Origin of the sequence: Pseudonocardia sulfidoxydans NBRC 16205 (genome assembly GCF_007989085.1) — a bacterium.
Taxonomy (GTDB): domain Bacteria; phylum Actinomycetota; class Actinomycetes; order Mycobacteriales; family Pseudonocardiaceae; genus Pseudonocardia; species Pseudonocardia sulfidoxydans.
Genome location: NZ_BJVJ01000028.1, coordinates 34,975 through 50,420, shown reverse-complemented (window position 1 = coordinate 50,420; position 15,446 = coordinate 34,975). Strand labels below are relative to the sequence as shown.

9 protein-coding genes are annotated in these 15,446 nt (G+C 73.1%); 7 read left to right on the top strand and 2 right to left on the bottom strand.

Annotated elements, in window-relative coordinates; translation table 11 throughout:
- Positions 1-13 precede the first annotated feature (13 nt).
- The 3 genes from glf (at position 14) to PSU4_RS15245 (ending at position 5,296) form a co-directional block, all read left to right on the top strand.
- Positions 14-1,207 (top strand): UDP-galactopyranose mutase, encoded by a 1,194-nt coding sequence (gene glf, locus PSU4_RS15255; RefSeq protein ID WP_147108414.1) that lies wholly within the window; start codon positions 14-16, stop codon positions 1,205-1,207.
- Positions 1,208-1,454: 247 nt separating this feature from the next.
- Complete coding sequence (locus PSU4_RS15250; RefSeq protein WP_147108412.1) at positions 1,455-3,173, top strand: hypothetical protein; 1,719 nt, start codon at positions 1,455-1,457, stop codon at positions 3,171-3,173.
- Between the two features lie 134 nt (positions 3,174-3,307).
- Positions 3,308-5,296, top strand: coding sequence for a glycosyltransferase (locus tag PSU4_RS15245; RefSeq protein ID WP_147108409.1), 1,989 nt, complete (start codon positions 3,308-3,310; stop codon positions 5,294-5,296).
- 81 nt (positions 5,297-5,377) lie between these two features.
- On the opposite strand, the gene PSU4_RS15240 is transcribed toward PSU4_RS15245, so the two are convergent.
- Positions 5,378-7,318: a glycosyltransferase gene (locus PSU4_RS15240; protein ID WP_147108407.1), complete on the bottom strand. Its 1,941-nt coding sequence runs from the start codon at positions 7,316-7,318 to the stop codon at positions 5,378-5,380.
- A 62-nt stretch (positions 7,319-7,380) separates the two neighbouring features.
- Positions 7,381-10,374, bottom strand: a complete 2,994-nt coding sequence (locus PSU4_RS32780) for an arabinosyltransferase domain-containing protein (protein WP_147108404.1) — start codon at positions 10,372-10,374, stop codon at positions 7,381-7,383.
- Positions 10,375-10,590: 216 nt separating this feature from the next.
- Here PSU4_RS32780 and PSU4_RS15230 point away from each other — a divergent pair, with 216 nt between their 5' ends.
- The 4 genes from PSU4_RS15230 (at position 10,591) to PSU4_RS15215 (ending at position 15,445) form a co-directional block, all read left to right on the top strand.
- The gene (locus PSU4_RS15230) at positions 10,591-11,973 is read left to right on the top strand and encodes an acyltransferase family protein (RefSeq protein ID WP_186816965.1); all 1,383 of its coding nucleotides are present in this window, start codon (positions 10,591-10,593) and stop codon (positions 11,971-11,973) included.
- Positions 11,974-11,983: 10 nt separating this feature from the next.
- Positions 11,984-12,673 (top strand): class I SAM-dependent methyltransferase, encoded by a 690-nt coding sequence (locus PSU4_RS15225; RefSeq protein ID WP_147108399.1) that lies wholly within the window; start codon positions 11,984-11,986, stop codon positions 12,671-12,673.
- 10 nt (positions 12,674-12,683) lie between these two features.
- On the top strand, positions 12,684-13,337 hold the full coding sequence (locus PSU4_RS15220; protein ID WP_147108396.1) for a nitroreductase family protein: 654 nt from the start codon (positions 12,684-12,686) through the stop codon (positions 13,335-13,337).
- A gap of 101 nt (positions 13,338-13,438) precedes the next feature.
- The gene (locus PSU4_RS15215) at positions 13,439-15,445 is read left to right on the top strand and encodes a hypothetical protein (protein WP_147108393.1); all 2,007 of its coding nucleotides are present in this window, start codon (positions 13,439-13,441) and stop codon (positions 15,443-15,445) included.
- The last annotated feature ends 1 nt before the right edge of the window (position 15,446 follow it).

The window sequence follows — 15,446 nt, the reverse complement described above, 5'->3', positions numbered from 1 at the left end:
ACCCTCGGTCGCCGTGGATGACACGGGCTTCGATCTGGTCGTCGTCGGTTCCGGGTTCTTCGGGCTGACCATCGCCGAACGAGCGGCCGCCGAGCTGGACAAGAAGGTCCTGGTGCTCGAGCGGCGTTCCCACATCGGCGGCAACGCCTACTCGGAGGCTGAACCCGAGACAGGGATCGAGATCCACCGTTACGGCGCGCACCTGTTCCACACCTCGAACAAACGGGTCTGGGACTACTGCAACCGGTTCACCGACTTCACCGGCTACCGGCACCGCGTCTTCGCCAAGTACCAGGGCCAGGTCTACGCGTTCCCGCTGAACCTGGCGCTGATCAACCAGTTCTTCGGGAAGTCCCACACCCCCGACGAGGCCCGCGCGCTCATCAAGGAACAGTCGTCGGAGGTCGACTCCGCCGACGTGCAGAACCTCGAGGACAAGGCGATCTCGCTCATCGGTCGCCCGCTCTACGAGGCGTTCGTCAAGGGCTACACCGCAAAGCAGTGGCAGACCGACCCCACCGAGCTGTCCGCGGCGATCATCACGCGGCTCCCGGTCCGGTACACGTTCGAGAACCGCTACTTCAACGACACCTACGAGGGCCTGCCCGTCGACGGGTACACGGCGTGGCTCGAGAAGATGGCGGACCACCCGAACATCACGGTCCGCCTCGACACCGACTTCTTCGCGGTCCGCGACGAGCTTCCCGCGGGCGTGCCGATCGTCTACACCGGGCCGATCGACCGCTACTTCGACTCCGCCGAGGGCGACCTGGGCTGGCGGACGCTCGACTTCGAGCAGGAGGTCCTGCACGACACGGGCGACTTCCAGGGCACGTCGGTCATGAACTACAACGATGCCGAGGTCCCGTACACCCGCATCCACGAGTTCCGGCACTTCCACCCGGAGCGCGACTACCCGACCGACAAGACCGTCATCGTCCGGGAGTTCTCGCGGTTCGCGGAAGAGGGCGACGAGCCCTACTACCCGATCAACACCCCCGACGACCGGGCGAAGCTCGAGCGCTACCGGGAGCGGGCGCGCAAGGAGACCGCCGAGAACAACGTGCTGTTCGGCGGTCGCCTCGGCACCTACAAGTACCTCGACATGCACATGGCGATCGGCTCGGCGCTGACGATGTTCGACAACCGGCTGCGCCCCTTCCTGGTCGACGGCAAGCCGCTGTCCGGCACCGAGTCCGAGGACTGACTGTCCCGCCCGCGCGCAACCTGACCGCTGCCGGGGCGACGCCGGACGACGGTGAGGTTGCGCGCGGGGTTTCGGCCGCAACCCCACTGCTCTCCGGGGCCCGCCGCGACGACGGTGGGGTTGCGCGCGGAGGTTCCGGCCGCAACCGGACTGCTCTTCGAGGCCGCCGCGACGACGGTGAGGTTGCGCGCCGGGACCGGCGCGGGGGTCCCACCTCGGCGCCGCGGTACCTGCCAGACTTCCGCGCATGACGGACACCGCCGAGGTCGTCGCTCGGCCGCTCGACGCCCCCGGACCCGAGGCCGAGCCGCCCCGTCGCCGCGGTCGCCTGCTGTGGGGTGTCCCCGCCGTCCTGGTCCCGACGGCCCTGTTCGTTCTGCACGCCCTCGTCTACGGACGCTGGGAGGTCGACGACGCCGGCATCACGTTCGCCTACGCCCGCTCGGTCGCCACCGGCGCCGGCCCCGTGCTGCAGGCGGGGCTGCCGCCCGTCGAGGGCTGGTCGAACCCGGCATGGCTGGGGCTGCTCGTCGTCGGGCACTGGTTGGGGCTGTTCGACCACGGTGCCTGGTTCGGCGTCCCGGACTACGTCGCGTTCCCGAAGGCGCTGGCCGTGCTGTGCGTCGCCGGGGTGTTCTCGGCGTTCTACGCGGCGGCGTCGGCGGTGTCGCGCCGCCCGGTCGTCGTCACGGTCCTGGCGGGGGCGCTCGCGTCGGCGGTCCCGTCGTTCGTCATCTGGTGCGTCTCGGGCCTGGAGAACGCGCTGCTCGCCCTCGCGGTGGCCTGGATCGGGGCGCTCCTGGTCCGGGCGTCGGCGCGGGAGCGGGTCACCTCGGTCGGTACGGCGGTCGGCTGCGGGCTGCTCGCCGCGCTGGCGGCGCTGACCCGGCCCGAGGGGATGATCTACGCGGGGGCGTTCCCGCTGGTCGCGCTCCTGCTGCTGCGTCGCGGCGGGTTCGTGCGGTCGCTGCTCACGGTGTCGCTGTCGGTGGTCGCGTTCGTGGTCCCGTTCGGTCTCTACCTGCTGTGGCGCTGGTCGACGTTCCACCAGCTGCTGCCGACGACGGCCGTCGCGAAGTCGCAGGGGCTGCCCACGGTCGCGGGGTTCGGCAAGGTCACCGAGCTGGTGGCGTACGCGGGCTGGTCGGGGGTGCTGGTCGGCGCGGTGCTGGTCGGTGCCGCGCTGATGCGCCCGGCGCCGGTGCGAACGGCGATCGTCGCGCTGCTGGTGCCGCTCGGGCTGGGGCTCGTCGCCTTCGGCGTGCTCGTCCCGGACTGGATGGAGCAGTACCGGTTCGCGACGCCCGTGTGGGCGCTGGGCGCGTTCGTCGTGGCCCTGGCGGCCGTCGACGTCCTGGGTGGGCTGCGGGTGCGTGGCCGGCTGACCGTCGCGCTGGTCGCGGTCGTCGCCGCGGTGTTCTCCGGTGTCGGGTGGGTCGGTTCCGCGCAGACGTTCCGTGACGCGCCGACGGCGCCGATGTGCCTGATCGTCGTGAACACGGGCTGGGAGTTCAACGGCTACGCCGACATCCTCGGACTGCAGAAGTCGACGTTCTTCGCGCCCGAGATCGGCGGCGGCGCGCTGGCGGGCCGGTCGCTGCTGATCGACGGCGCCGGGCTGGCCGAGCCGACGATCGCCGCGTTCTGGGCGGAGAAGAACTGGGCGGCGGTGCGCGACTACGTCTTCGACGAGGTGAAGCCGTCGTTCATCCGCTCCCACGGCGAGTTCCGCACGCAGATGGCGTTCGACGCCGATCCGCGGTTCCAGGCCGACTATCTGCTGATCGGGCCGTCGCCCAACGGCGGCGGGAACTGGGTCCGGCGCGATCTGGTGCCTGACGAGGCGACGATGGCGCGGCTGCGGGAGTGGGCGGTGCGTGCCGAGGCGGCCGACGCGGCGCAGCGCGCGACGCCTCGGGCGTCGTGCGGCGACCGCATCGTGCGGGGCGAGACCTCGGCTACCTGACAACGACGACGTGACCCCGACGGCGCGCCCCGACCCGGGGTGAGCGGGGTCCGTCGCTACCCTCGGTGCCGCGACCACCACCGGTGGACGCGCACGCCCGACGTCGAGCAGCAGAGGACCGAGGCTCACCCCTGATGACCGAGCTCGCCACCGACCCGACCACGCGCCCCGTCTCCGACGAGGCCGCCGACAGCGCGCCCGGCCTGCTCCAGAGGGTGATCCTGCCGCGGGCGGGCGACCCGGTGCGGGTGCGCGCGCTGTACGTCGACGAGGGCTCCGGCGCGAAGATCGCCACGGAGGAGCCAGGGCCGGGCGACACGTCGCAGCCCGTGACGCTCACGCTCGGTCAGCGTGGGCGCCGCCGGTTGCGGGTGCTGTCGCGGACGTCGGCGGCGGTGCCGGCCCGCTCCGAGGTCTCGTTCGGCGCGTACTTCAACGCGTTCGCGGCCGGCTACTGGCGACGCTGGTCCATCCTCACCGAGGTGCACCTGCGGCTGACGCTGGAGGGCGCGGGCCGCGTCGAGGTCTACCGGACGAAGGCCGACGGCACGCACATCTACGTCGGGGGCGAGGTGGTCGAGGGGCGCCGCGAGGTGGACCTGGCGCTCGACCTCACGCCGTTCGAGGACGGCGGCTGGTACTGGTTCGACCTGGTCACCGACGACGCCGAGCTGACGCTGCTGGAGGGCGGCTGGTTCGCCGACCGCCCCGCACCGGGTCGCGCCGCTGTCACCATCGGGATGCCGACGTTCAACCGGCCCGCCGACTGCGTCGCCACGTTGACCGCGATCGGTGAGGACCCGGCGGTGCTCGCCGAGGTCACGGCCGTGATCCTGCCCGACCAGGGCACCCGGAAGGTCCGCGACGCCGACGGCTTCGAGACGGCCGCCGCGCGCCTCGGCGGTCGGCTGCGGATCATCGACCAGCCCAACCTCGGCGGTTCCGGCGGCTACGCGCGCGTCATGTACGAGGCGCTCGGGTCGACCGACTGCGAGCAGATCCTGTTCATGGACGACGACATCCTGCTGGAGCCCGACTCGGTGCTCCGCGCGGTCGCGTTCTCGCGGTTCGCGCGCAGCCCGATGCTCGTCGGCGGGCAGATGCTGTCGCTGCAGTCGCGGTCGCAGCTGTCGACGATGGGCGAGGTCGTCGACCGCAACGCCTTCCTGTGGCGCAACGCCCCCGACACCGAGCCGCACCACGACCTCGCCGACCAGCCGCTGCGGAGCACCCCGTGGCTGCACTCGCGCACCGACGTCGACTACAACGCGTGGTGGATGTGCCTGATCCCGCGTTCGGTCGCGGAGGACCTGGGCCTGCCGCTGCCGCTGTTCATCAAGTGGGACGACGCCGAGTACGGCCTGCGGGCCCGCTCCCGCGGCTACCGCACCGCGACGGTGCCGGGTATCGCGATCTGGCACATGTCGTTCCTGGAGAAGGACGACACCAGTGACTGGCAGGCGTACTTCCACTACCGCAACCGTTTCGTCGCGGCGGCGCTGCACGGCCCGGCCAACCCGCGGGCCCTGCTGATCGACACGTTCAAGCGCAGCCTGCGCCACCTGCTCCTGATGGAGTACTCGGCGATGGCGTTGCAGGACATGGCGTTGCGCGACTTCCTCGCGGGCCCGGAGGCGCTGTTCCCGACGCTGCCGACGGTGCTGCCGGAGATCCGGGCCAAGCGCGCCGAGTTCGACGACGGCCGCCCGCTCGACTCGGCCTCGCAGGTCCCGCTCGCGGAGCTCGACGAGCTGGCCGCGCAGGTGTTCCCGGCCGCGCCGCGCGACGCGAAGTCGGCCGTGAAGATGCTGGGCCGGGCCGTGGTGGCCAACCTGCGCCCGCCCAACCCGGCGCACCACGACGTGCCGCAGCGCAACGTGCCGTCGCGCAAGGCGCACTGGTACGTCCTGGCGCACCTCGACTCGGCCACGGTCTCGACGCCCGACGGCCGCGGCGTCACCTTCCGCCGCCGTGACCGCGCGCTGTTCGCCGCGCAGCTGAAGAAGTCGGGGCAGCAGCTGCGCGAGATCGGCAAGCGCTGGCCGGAGCTGCAGCGTCGCTATCGGGAGGCGCAGCCGACGCTGACCAGCCGCGAGGGCTGGAAGCAGATCTTCGAGGACTGATCGCGCCTACCCGAACGAACGAACGGCACAGTCGCGCAACTCAGTTGCGCCACTGTGCCGTTCGTTCGTGAACCTCGGGCGTCAGGCCTGCTCGTCGACCCCGTACAGCCGGGCCCAGTTCTCCCGGCTCGTCAGCTCCGGCATCGCCGCCCGGTAGCTCTCCACCACCGACGGTGCCTCCTTCTGCAGCCGGCGCAGCGTGCGGGCACCCCGCTTGGCCAGCTCGGCCGCCAGCGCCCGGTCGCGGGTGCGGATACGCACGCCGCCCTCGGACATGTCGGTGACGTACGCCTTCGAGAAGGTCGACGTGTGCCACCAGTGCGCGTCGCCCGCGGTGACGTAGCCGGTACGGCCCTTCGCACGGTCGAGTGCCAGGTACGCGGCACGCTTGAGCCACGTCGCGCGGGGCAGTCCGGGCGGGCCGACGGGACGGACGACCTGTAGGTCGCGGAAGTCCTGCTCGACGTCACCGACCGGGTGCATCTTCGTCTCGGGGTACTGGGCGCGGATGCGCCGGATCTCCGCCGCGGCGGCGGCGGAGCCGTCGGCCATGATCTCCGGACCACGCAGGAAGTCCTCGACGGCCTGCAGCAGCGTCGCGGCCAGCCCGTACTGCATCCCGACGAGGTACTGGCCCAGCATCTGCGTGAGCTGTCGGCCGACCGTGCGCGTGGAGAATCCGGTGTGCAACGCGGCCGTGACCATCGCGTTGCGGATGTTGAAGTACCGGTGCCACTCGTCCCAGTCCTTCCATCCGAAGTCGGCGTGCCAGACCGCCGCACCCGGGAGGGAGACCGTGGGGATGTTGTGGGCGCGGGCACGGTAGCCGTACTCGACGTCGTCCCACTGGAAGAACATCGGCAGCGGGTAGCCGATCTGCCGGACCACCTCGGCCGGGATCAGGCAGGACCACCAGCCGTTGTACTCGGTGTCGACGCGTCGTTCGACGACGTGCGGCAGGCCCTCCTCGTCGACGCCCAGCAGCATCGCGTCGTGCATGCCGTCCTCGACGGGCTGGCCGGCGAGCAGCTTCTCGGGGACCGCGTACTCCGCGCTGATGTGCAGCCTGCTGGGGTGCAGCAAATTGAGCATCTGGCCGCCGACGATCATCGGGTTGCGCGTGCGGTTCGCGAACGCCGTGAGCCGGATGAGGATCTCCGGCTCGAGCAGGACGTCGTCGTCCATGAAGACGGTGTCGGCGTTCGCGTCCGCGCCGCCGGCCACCTCGAACAGGCCGCGGGTGAACCCGCCCGCGCCGCCGAGGTTGGGCTGGCGGATGTAGACGAGCTGGTCGCCGAAGCGGGCCGCGACCGTTTCGAAACGCGGCCGGGACTCGACGGGGTCGCTGCCCTGGTCGACGACGTAGACCGTGCGGATCGCCGCGAGTGCCCCGGGGTCGTCGGCCAGCGCCTCGAGGGTGTTGAGGCAGTCGTCGACGCGGTTGAACGTGCAGATCACCATCGACGCGGGCCGCGGCGCCGCCACCTCGGCGACCGACCAGCGGACGTCGGAGACGGTGAGCTCGTCGCCACCGGTGCTCAGCTCGAGCCAGAGGCCACCGCCGTCCATGAAACGGTCCAGCTTCACGTCGAAGCGCAGCGTGACGGCGTTCGCCTCGGAGACGTCCTGGGCCGCGGCGATGCGCGGGATGCGGTTGGTGTCCGACGCCATGACCCGGATCCGGCCGGACCCGCTGACGACGAGCGAGACCTGCAGCTCGGTGACGTCGGTCCAGCGCTGCCAGTAGGTGGCGTGGACGCGGCCGAAGTAGGCGTTGGTGGTGAGCAGGCTGTCGGGGGTGAGGACCACGCGGCCGCGCTCACGTCGTGCGTTGCCGCGCTCGACGACCGAGTAGAGGTCCTCGGGGACGAGCGGCGACGGCCCGTCGAAGAGGCCGCGCTGGATCAGCAGCCGGCGGGCGCCCCCCGGTTCGTCGGTCGCCGAGGGGTCGGCGGCGGGGTCGGCGGTCGTGCCGGTCGCTGCCGTGCGCGGGATCTCGGTGGTGCCGGCGGAAGCGGGCATGCGGCAGAACGTCCTTTGCTTCGTCTGTGTCACGCGGCTGTCGGACGTCGTCGACGCCGGGGTCAACCGGTCGTCCGGGCCGACGCCGTCCGAACTCTCCCGTCAGAATGCCATCCCCAGGCATCACGGTCGGTGACCACGGGTGCGAGTGTCGTGAAGTCCTGTGCCGCAACCCATCGGTAGAGCCGGACGGGCTCGGAGACGGGTTCACCGGCGAGGTAGACGGGGAGCCGTTGCTCGGTGACCAGCAGCCGGGGCGCGGCGAACGGGCCACCGTAGGTGGGCGAGTAGGTGATGCCGGCCGACGGGTCGGTGGCGGCCGGGGCGACGCGCCACTCGGGGAGGCCGGCGGAGCCGTCACGCAGCAGTGCGGGCTGCAGGCAGCCGAAGGTGAAGGCGACGGGCCAGTCGAGGATCGCCGACGTGCCCCGGGGCAGCAGCGTCGCCATCGGGGTCAGGCGCGGGACGCGGGGGAGCGAGGCGACCTCGGTGCCCGGTGGGCCGTCGCCGGTCTCGACGACGAGCCGCACGACGGCGGCGCCCGCAGGGGCGACGAGCCGGACGTCGGCGGGGCGGGCGGCGTCGGTGGTGACGTCCTGGCGGGCGAGTGGGGGCTGGCCGGGGCCGGCGGCGAACTCGGCGACGAGTGTGGCGTCGCCGGGGGTGCCGCTGAGGGTGGTGACGACGGGGAGGTCGCCGGAGCGCTGCGCGGGGTCGAGGGCGAACCAGGGGGTGACGCCGCCGCCGGCGACGGCGATGCCGGGCACGAGCCGCCCGCCGACGTCGGCGGCCGCGGTGGGTGCGGTCGTGGTGAGCGGTCCGACCGTGGTGAGCTGCCCGGCGCCGGGGTCGGTCTCGACGAGCAGGTGTGACTGCAGTCCGCAGGGGTCGCCGGCGACGGTGGCGGCGGCGTCGGCGGCCAGGGTGTAGGCGCCGGGGTGCTCGAGGGCGGACCGGGTGAACCCGGCGACCTGCAGGAGCAGCACCGCGACGGCCAGCCCGAGGGCGATCCAGCCGGGTGCGGGGACGCGGCGGGGCGCGCCGGCCCGGGTGACCGGTGGTCCCGACGGCGCGGCGGCCCGCCAGACCGCGGTCCCGCCGACGACCACGATCGTCAGCACGCCGGCGACCAGCCACAACGATGACAGGCTGCGGCCTACGAGCCCGGGCGGGTGCAGTCCCCATTCGGTCGGGTACCAGCCGGAGACGTACGGCCACAGGTCGCGGCCGGCCAGGATCAGGGAGCCCGCCGCGGCCAGCGCCGCGGTCGCGGCGAGCACCGGCAGCAGCGACCGGCCGCGGGTGCGCACCCGCAGCGCCGACGTCGTCCAGCCGACGACGGCCACGGTCAGCACCGCTGCCCCGAGCCCGGCGAGGACCCCGAACTGCTGGGTCCATTTCGTCGGTGTCGCCGTCAGGCACACGAGGCTGAGCACGAACGCGACGACGAGGCGCCGCACGGGGCCCGCCGCGAGCCCGGCCCGGTTGCGGCCCGCCACCGACCACACCGCGGCCGCCGCGGCGAGCAGCGTCAGCAGGACGGGGGCGCGTCTGCCGATGGCGCCCTGGAAGTTGTCGACGGTCAGCAGCAGCGCGTAGCGCTCGTACTCCTGTGACCACGGGACGTCGCCGCCGATCTCGCGCCGCACCCGCACCGACTCGAGCACCGCGGCGAGGCTCTGGTCGGCGAACATCAGCAGCACCGGCGCGGCGGTGGCCCCGAGCAGCCCGGCGACGAGCGGCAGGACGTGCAGGTCGCGACGGGCGCGCAGCAGCCTGACCAGCGGCAGCACCGCGGCGAGGATCGGGGCGTAGGCGATGATCCCGCCGGGGGTGACGGCTGTCGTGGCGCCCGCGAACAGGAGCGCGACGGCCAGCGGCAGCACGGCGCGCCCGGCGACCGCCCGCTCGACGGCGACGAGCACCGCCAGGGCGCCGACGGCCACCCACGGCTCGGGCCGCATCCCCAGGTTGAACGGCAGCCACCACGACGCGAAGGCTGCCGCGGCGATCCACGGCACGCCGCGCCGCCGGAACGCGACGCCGAGGCGGGGCAGCACGGCCCGCGACAGCAGCAGCCAGCAACCCAGGCCGAGCAGTGTCGACGGCAGCCGCATCCACAGGGTCGACGCCGACACCTCCGACCACGGCGCGTAGAGCTCGTAGAACCAGCTGAACGGCGCCTCGGGGGCGTTGAGCCAGCGGTAGCCGTTGCCGATGAACCCGTCGGCTGCGCGGCCCCGGACGATCCCGGCGATGTAGCCGTCGTCGACGGTGACGGGCCCGATCCACCACCAGCCGAGCAGCACGAGGGTCACGGCGGCGTCGACGACACGCGGTCGCCGGGGCGTCGCGACGAGCCGCACCGGGGGCCGGGCGGCGCGGTCGCACCGGGCCAGCGCGATCAGCGTCCCGACGAGCGCGGCCAGGCAGACGACGCCGATCGCGGCCTTGAGCGGGGAGATCGTCGTCTCCCACCGGGTGTCGGCGACGAGGCTCAGCGACTGCCCGGCGTCGACATCGGCGAACGCACCGGCCACGGCCGGCCGGAGGTCGCCCTCGGCGGTCAGTACGGGCCGGCCGTCGACCAGCACCTGTGTCGCTGTGACGCCGGAGGTGACGGTGACGGTGCAGTCGGCCGCGGGCACGTCGACGGTGCCGACGTCCACCCCCGCCGAGCGCACCGTCAGCGCGGGGCCGGCCGTCAGCTCCAGGCCGGCGAGAGGTTCGGCGCCCGGGTCGGTGCGCGGCGGGACCGTCCGCAGCAGCGTGGTGCCCGGTGCGGCGGTGCGGACCGCGCCGCAACCGACGGTGACCTGCAGCGACGTCGGTTGGTAGGGCATGAGCGGGATGGCTGCGGGGCCGTCGACCGCGTCCCATGTGTACGTGGTCTGCGGCTGGGTGACCGGCGCGAGGGGGAACGCGACGGCGCAGAGGATCGTGAGGAGGCCGAGGACGAGGGCCCAGTGCGCGGGGCCGATCCGGCGGGGCCCGCCCGGCGGTTCCGGGTCCGTTGTGGTCCCGTCGGTCTCGGGGGCGTGGGCCGGCGAGAGCACGGCGTCAGGCTAGCGCCGACACCTGCCGGGTCCGGGTGACGCGGCCGGTGATGCGGCCGATCACTTTCCGTGTGCGACGTCTGAAATGGGCGACGGACAGTGACGATCACTCGGGTATCGCACCGATGGTCACCGACAGTGAGTAGTCGGTTGGGCTGTTCGGGCGCTCTCGGGGGACGCCCGTTACGGGCAATCCCGTTGATCGTTCAGTCGGGTGTGACGACCACCGCGGCGCGTGAGACCCGACAGCCCGAGGTGCGGGCGCTCACCGGACTGCGGATCGTCGCCGCCGTCTGGGTCGTCGTGTTCCACTTCCACTTCACCGCGCTCGGCGGCGTCGCCGACGTCGTGGCCGCGACCGGCCCGCTCCTCACCGCCGGCGCGCTCGGCGTCGACATGTTCTTCGTGCTCAGCGGCTTCGTGATCGCCTACACCTACCTCGACGTCCTCGGCCCGCGGCTCCGCGCCCGCACCGCCGGCCGCTTCGTCTGGGCCCGCGCCGCGCGGCTGTGGCCGGCCTACGTCGTCGTGCTCGTCCTGTTCGGCGCGTGGGTCGTCGCCCGGCACGTCGTCGGCGGGGGCGGACCCGTCGTGTTCCAGGCCGAGCAGCCCGACGTCACCGTCGGCGCCGTCGTGCGCCAGCTGCTGCTCGTCCAGCTGTGGGACCGGCCGTACTTCGACGGCGCGTCCTGGGTCGGCCCCACCTGGTCGATCAGCGCCGAATGGCTCGCCTACCTGCTGTTCCCCGTCGCCGCCGTCGTGCTGTACCGGATGCGGCGCCTCCCGCGCCCGCTGCTCGCGCTCGGCGCGCTGCTGCTGATGGCGCCCATCGCGGCGTCCTACCTCGTCATCGGCAGCCCGTACTTCCCGTGGAGCTGGCTCGTCCGCATCCTCTGCGGGTTCGGCGCCGGTATCCTCGCGTTCCTCGTGGTCCGGCGCACCCGCGCCACCGCCCGCGGCCGCTGGGTCGCCTCCCGGATCGCCGACGCGACAGCCGTCCTCGTCGTCGTCGGGCTGTGCCTCGGCGAGTTCGCCGGAGAAGGTCGCGGCGGCGCCGTGATCGTGCTGTTCCCGGTCCTGGTGGGCGCGCTCGCGATCGCCGACGGGGGCCTCGCCCGCCTGCTGTCGACGCGCGCGTTCTGCTACGGCGGCCGCGCCTCCTACAGCCTCTACCTCGTCCACATCCCGATCTTCGAGGTGTACTGGCTGTCCATGGCCCACGTCCCGGTGCTCGTCGGGCCGACCGTCACCGCGCACGTCATCGGCGGCCTGGTCCTGCTGGCGACGTTCCCCGCCGCCGCCCTGCTCCACCGCTTCGTCGAGGCGCCCGGCAGCCGCGTCGTGCGCGCCCACATGCCGACGTTCCTGCAGGAGCCCCGGCACTCCGAGAAGACAGCACAGGTACGGCCGACGAGCAGCGGACCGTCGCGCGGCCGCGGGCCGCTGCTCGGCGCCGTCCCCCTCGCCCGGACCGTCACCTACGGCCCGCCGAAGCAGCGGCCGCCCCGGCACGCCGCCGGCACCGTCGGCCGCCCCGCGCTCGTGTCGTCCGGCGTCGCACGGCACGCCCGCCGCGACCCCCGCGCCGCCCTGTCCTGAGGCAGGTTCCGTGACACGCCTCGCCGCGGGGATGATGGGCGCAACCATGACCGACGACGCCCCCGCCCCCGACCTGCCCGTCCAGTCCGACGACCCCGAACTGGCGTGGCACCTCAAGCTCGTGCGCCGCTACCTCGGCGCCGGGCCGTACCTCGACTTCCGGTGCGCCGGCGGGCGCAGGCTGCGGCGGCTCGCCCAGCACGGACCGGCCACCGGGTTCACCCCCGACGACGCCGTGGCCCACCGCGCGCGCGAGGAGGCACCCGGCTGCCCCGTCGTCACCGATGCCACCGACCTCGCCGACGACGCCTTCCACGGCATCGTCGCCGTCGACGACATGGGCACCCTCGACGACCGCGCCGTCCTCGACGCGATCGCCGTGTGGCGGCGGGTGCTGCGCCCCGACGGCCGCGTCCTGCTCCAGGTGCCCGACGCCGGCGGCCGCGGCGCCACCCTGCGCGAACAGCGCCGCACCCCCGGCGATCGTGATCACGCCGCGTGGACCGCGCTCCTGGACAAGGGTGGGCTGCGCGTCGACCACGACGGCACCGACGGCCTCAGCCGACCGCCCTACGGCCGTGTTCCCGCAGGTCTGGAGCTTCGCGCCGTGCCGTCGGCGATGCAGTACGCGTCGGGGCGGCTCTACCTCGTGGCGGGCGCCGGCGAGTCCTCGGTGTTCGTCGCGACGTTCGTGGGGTGATGATCGGGGCATGACGGAACTGCTCCCGCTCGACCCCGACCAGCTCCTCACCACGACACGTTCGGTGCGCAAGCGCCTCGACCTCGAGCGGCCCGTGCCGCTCGAGATCGTCGAGGAATGCCTGGAGGTGGCGCTCCAGGCGCCGACGGGCAGCAACAAGCAGGGCTGGCACTGGATCGTCGTCACCGACCCGGCGCTGCGGAAATCGGTCGCGGACCTCTACGCTCGCTCCTACCGCGCCTACCGCGACAGCCCCACCTACGCCGGCGCCGACGACCCCTCGCACAGCGCGCAGCGGCAGGCCCAGCAGGCCCGCGTCGGCACCAGCGCCGACTACCTCGCCGACCACATGGCCGAGGTCCCGGTCCTGGTCATCGGCGCGATCCACGCCGGCGCCGACCTCCCCGCGAGCAACCAGGCCGGTCTGTGGGGCTCACTGCTGCCCGCGGCCTGGAACCTGCAGCTCGCGCTGCGCGCCCGCGGTCTGGGCAGCGCCTGGACGACGCTGCACCTGACCTACGAGAAGGAGGTCGCCGAGGTCCTGGGCATTCCGCCGAACGTGCGGCAGGGCGTCCTGCTCCCCGTCGCCTGGACGAAGGGGACCGACTTCAAGCCCGCGCGCCGCGAACCGCTCGAGTCGGTCCTCCACGTCAACGGCTGGTGACACGCTGTCCCAATGGCTCATCCGTGGACTGCGACGCCAATAGCATGACGTCGAGGCCCGGGTGGGGACCTCGTGGGCCTTGATCGGATGGAGTTCCCGCCGTGGCGACGGTAACCGGGGCGGGCGTGGCCGTCGGGCCGGGCGCCGTCGTACCGGAGGGGAACCGGTCGCGGTGGCGTCGCCGGGTCCGCGGCGCGCTCGTCGGCCTGGCAGCGGGTGGACTCGTGCTCCTCGGACGGGTCACCGGGCTGCTCGACGGCGGACCCGGCCTGCTCGTCACCATGGTGGTCCTGCTGCTGATCCCGACGTCGCGGGAGTTCTCCCGGCGCGTCCTGCTGACCGGCTGCGTGCTCGTCGGCTGGCTGCCCGCCCTGTGGTGGATCGACCTGCGGTTCGACGGACTCGGCCGGATGACCGTCGCCCTCGCCGCGACCGTCGCGGTCCTCGGCGCGTGGGTCGCGGCCGGCGAGGACAGCCGGGCGCGCGCCCGCGCGCTGCTGCCGCGGTTCCGGATCGTCGACGTCTACCCGGCACTCGCCGTCGGCCTCGGCTGCGTCGTCCTCGCGCCGTGGCTGCAGGTCAAGACGCCGACGCAGACGCTCGGCATGCTGATGCTGAGCTGGGACAACTCCGCGCACTTCAGCATGTTCCACATGATCCGCTCGACCGGCGTCACGGTCGACATGCTGCCCCCGCCCGCGGGTGGCGGGACGTGGCAGTTCGCGAGCTACCCGCAGGGCTTCCACACCCTCGTCGCCGCGATCGTCGAGATCATCGACGGGCCGCAGGTCGCCTCGGTGGGCGGGGAACTGCTCAGCTACACGCGCGGCGTCGCGCTGCTGGTCATCGCGGCCACGGCACTGCTGGTCGCGGGCCTCTGCGCGCTCCCGGTGCTGCGGCGCAGGCCGCTGGTCACGCTTCCCCTCGCCACCCTCGTCGCCGCCGTGTTCCTCCTCGGCCCGGGCGCGCTCTCCTTCTACGACGGGTTCGGCAACTTCGTCCTCGCCTGCGCGATGGTCGTCGCCGTCGCGCTCGTCGCGATCCCGATGCCGCGTGCCTTCATGCCCGTGCACGTCCTCGGGCTGGCCGGTGCGGTCGTCGGCGTCGCGCAGGGCTGGGCACTGCTCGGGGTGCTCGCCGCACCCGCGGCCCTGGCGGCGCTGCTCCCGTTGCGGCGCAGCAGGTTCCGTGCCCGCCCGCTCCCGCTCCTCGCGTGCCTGCTGATCCTCGCCGCGGCCGTCGGCTGCCTGGTGAGGACCCTCGTCGTCCTCTCCGCCGTCGCCGTCGAGAACCCCCTCGTCCTCGCCGGCGGAGCGAGCGAACCCGACTATCCGCTCACGATCGGTGTCACCGCTGCGGCGATCCTCCTGGCGATCGTGGCGCACCGGGCGACCCGGCGGGCCGAGCGCCCCCGGCTCGTCGCGCTCGTCGGGACACCGCTCGCCGGGGTCGCCTGCAGCGTCGTCCTGATCGTCATGCAGCTCGACGCCAGCGGTTCGATCACGTACTACGGCTTCAAGTTCATGACGGCCGTGTCGATCGTGGCCGTCTGCCTGGTCGCGATCCCGCTGGCCCACTTCGGACGGCGCATCACCCGCAGGCGCTGGCTCATCGTCCCCGGAGCAGCGCTCTCGCTCACCCTCGCCGCCGCGTCCACACAGGCATTCGGATGGACGTTCGCAACGATCCCGCAGGGGCCCACCGCCGGACTCGAGACCTCGGCACCCGCCGGCCTCGTCAGCCGCGAGCAGGAGATCCGGCTCATCGCCGCCCCACCGAGCACCGCCGACCTCGCGACCCTCGTACCGGCCGGGGTGCCTGAGGTCCCCGGCACGCTCGTCTTCCTTGACGTGACCGACGGCTACCCGATCGACCCGGTCATGGCCGCCCAGTGGTTCTTCTCCCTGACCGACACCTGGACGACCGAGGGCAACACGATCGCCGGTGACATCCAGCTCCGCGGCCGCTCACCCGAGGCCTGGGCCGGCGTCGCCGAACGCCTGCTGCGCACCGGCGACGACGTCTACCTGGCGGTCCGCACGCAGGAGGCCGCCCAGCTGCGAGAGATGCTGCCCGGCCGGCTGGCGAACCGCGTCGTGAACCTCTGAC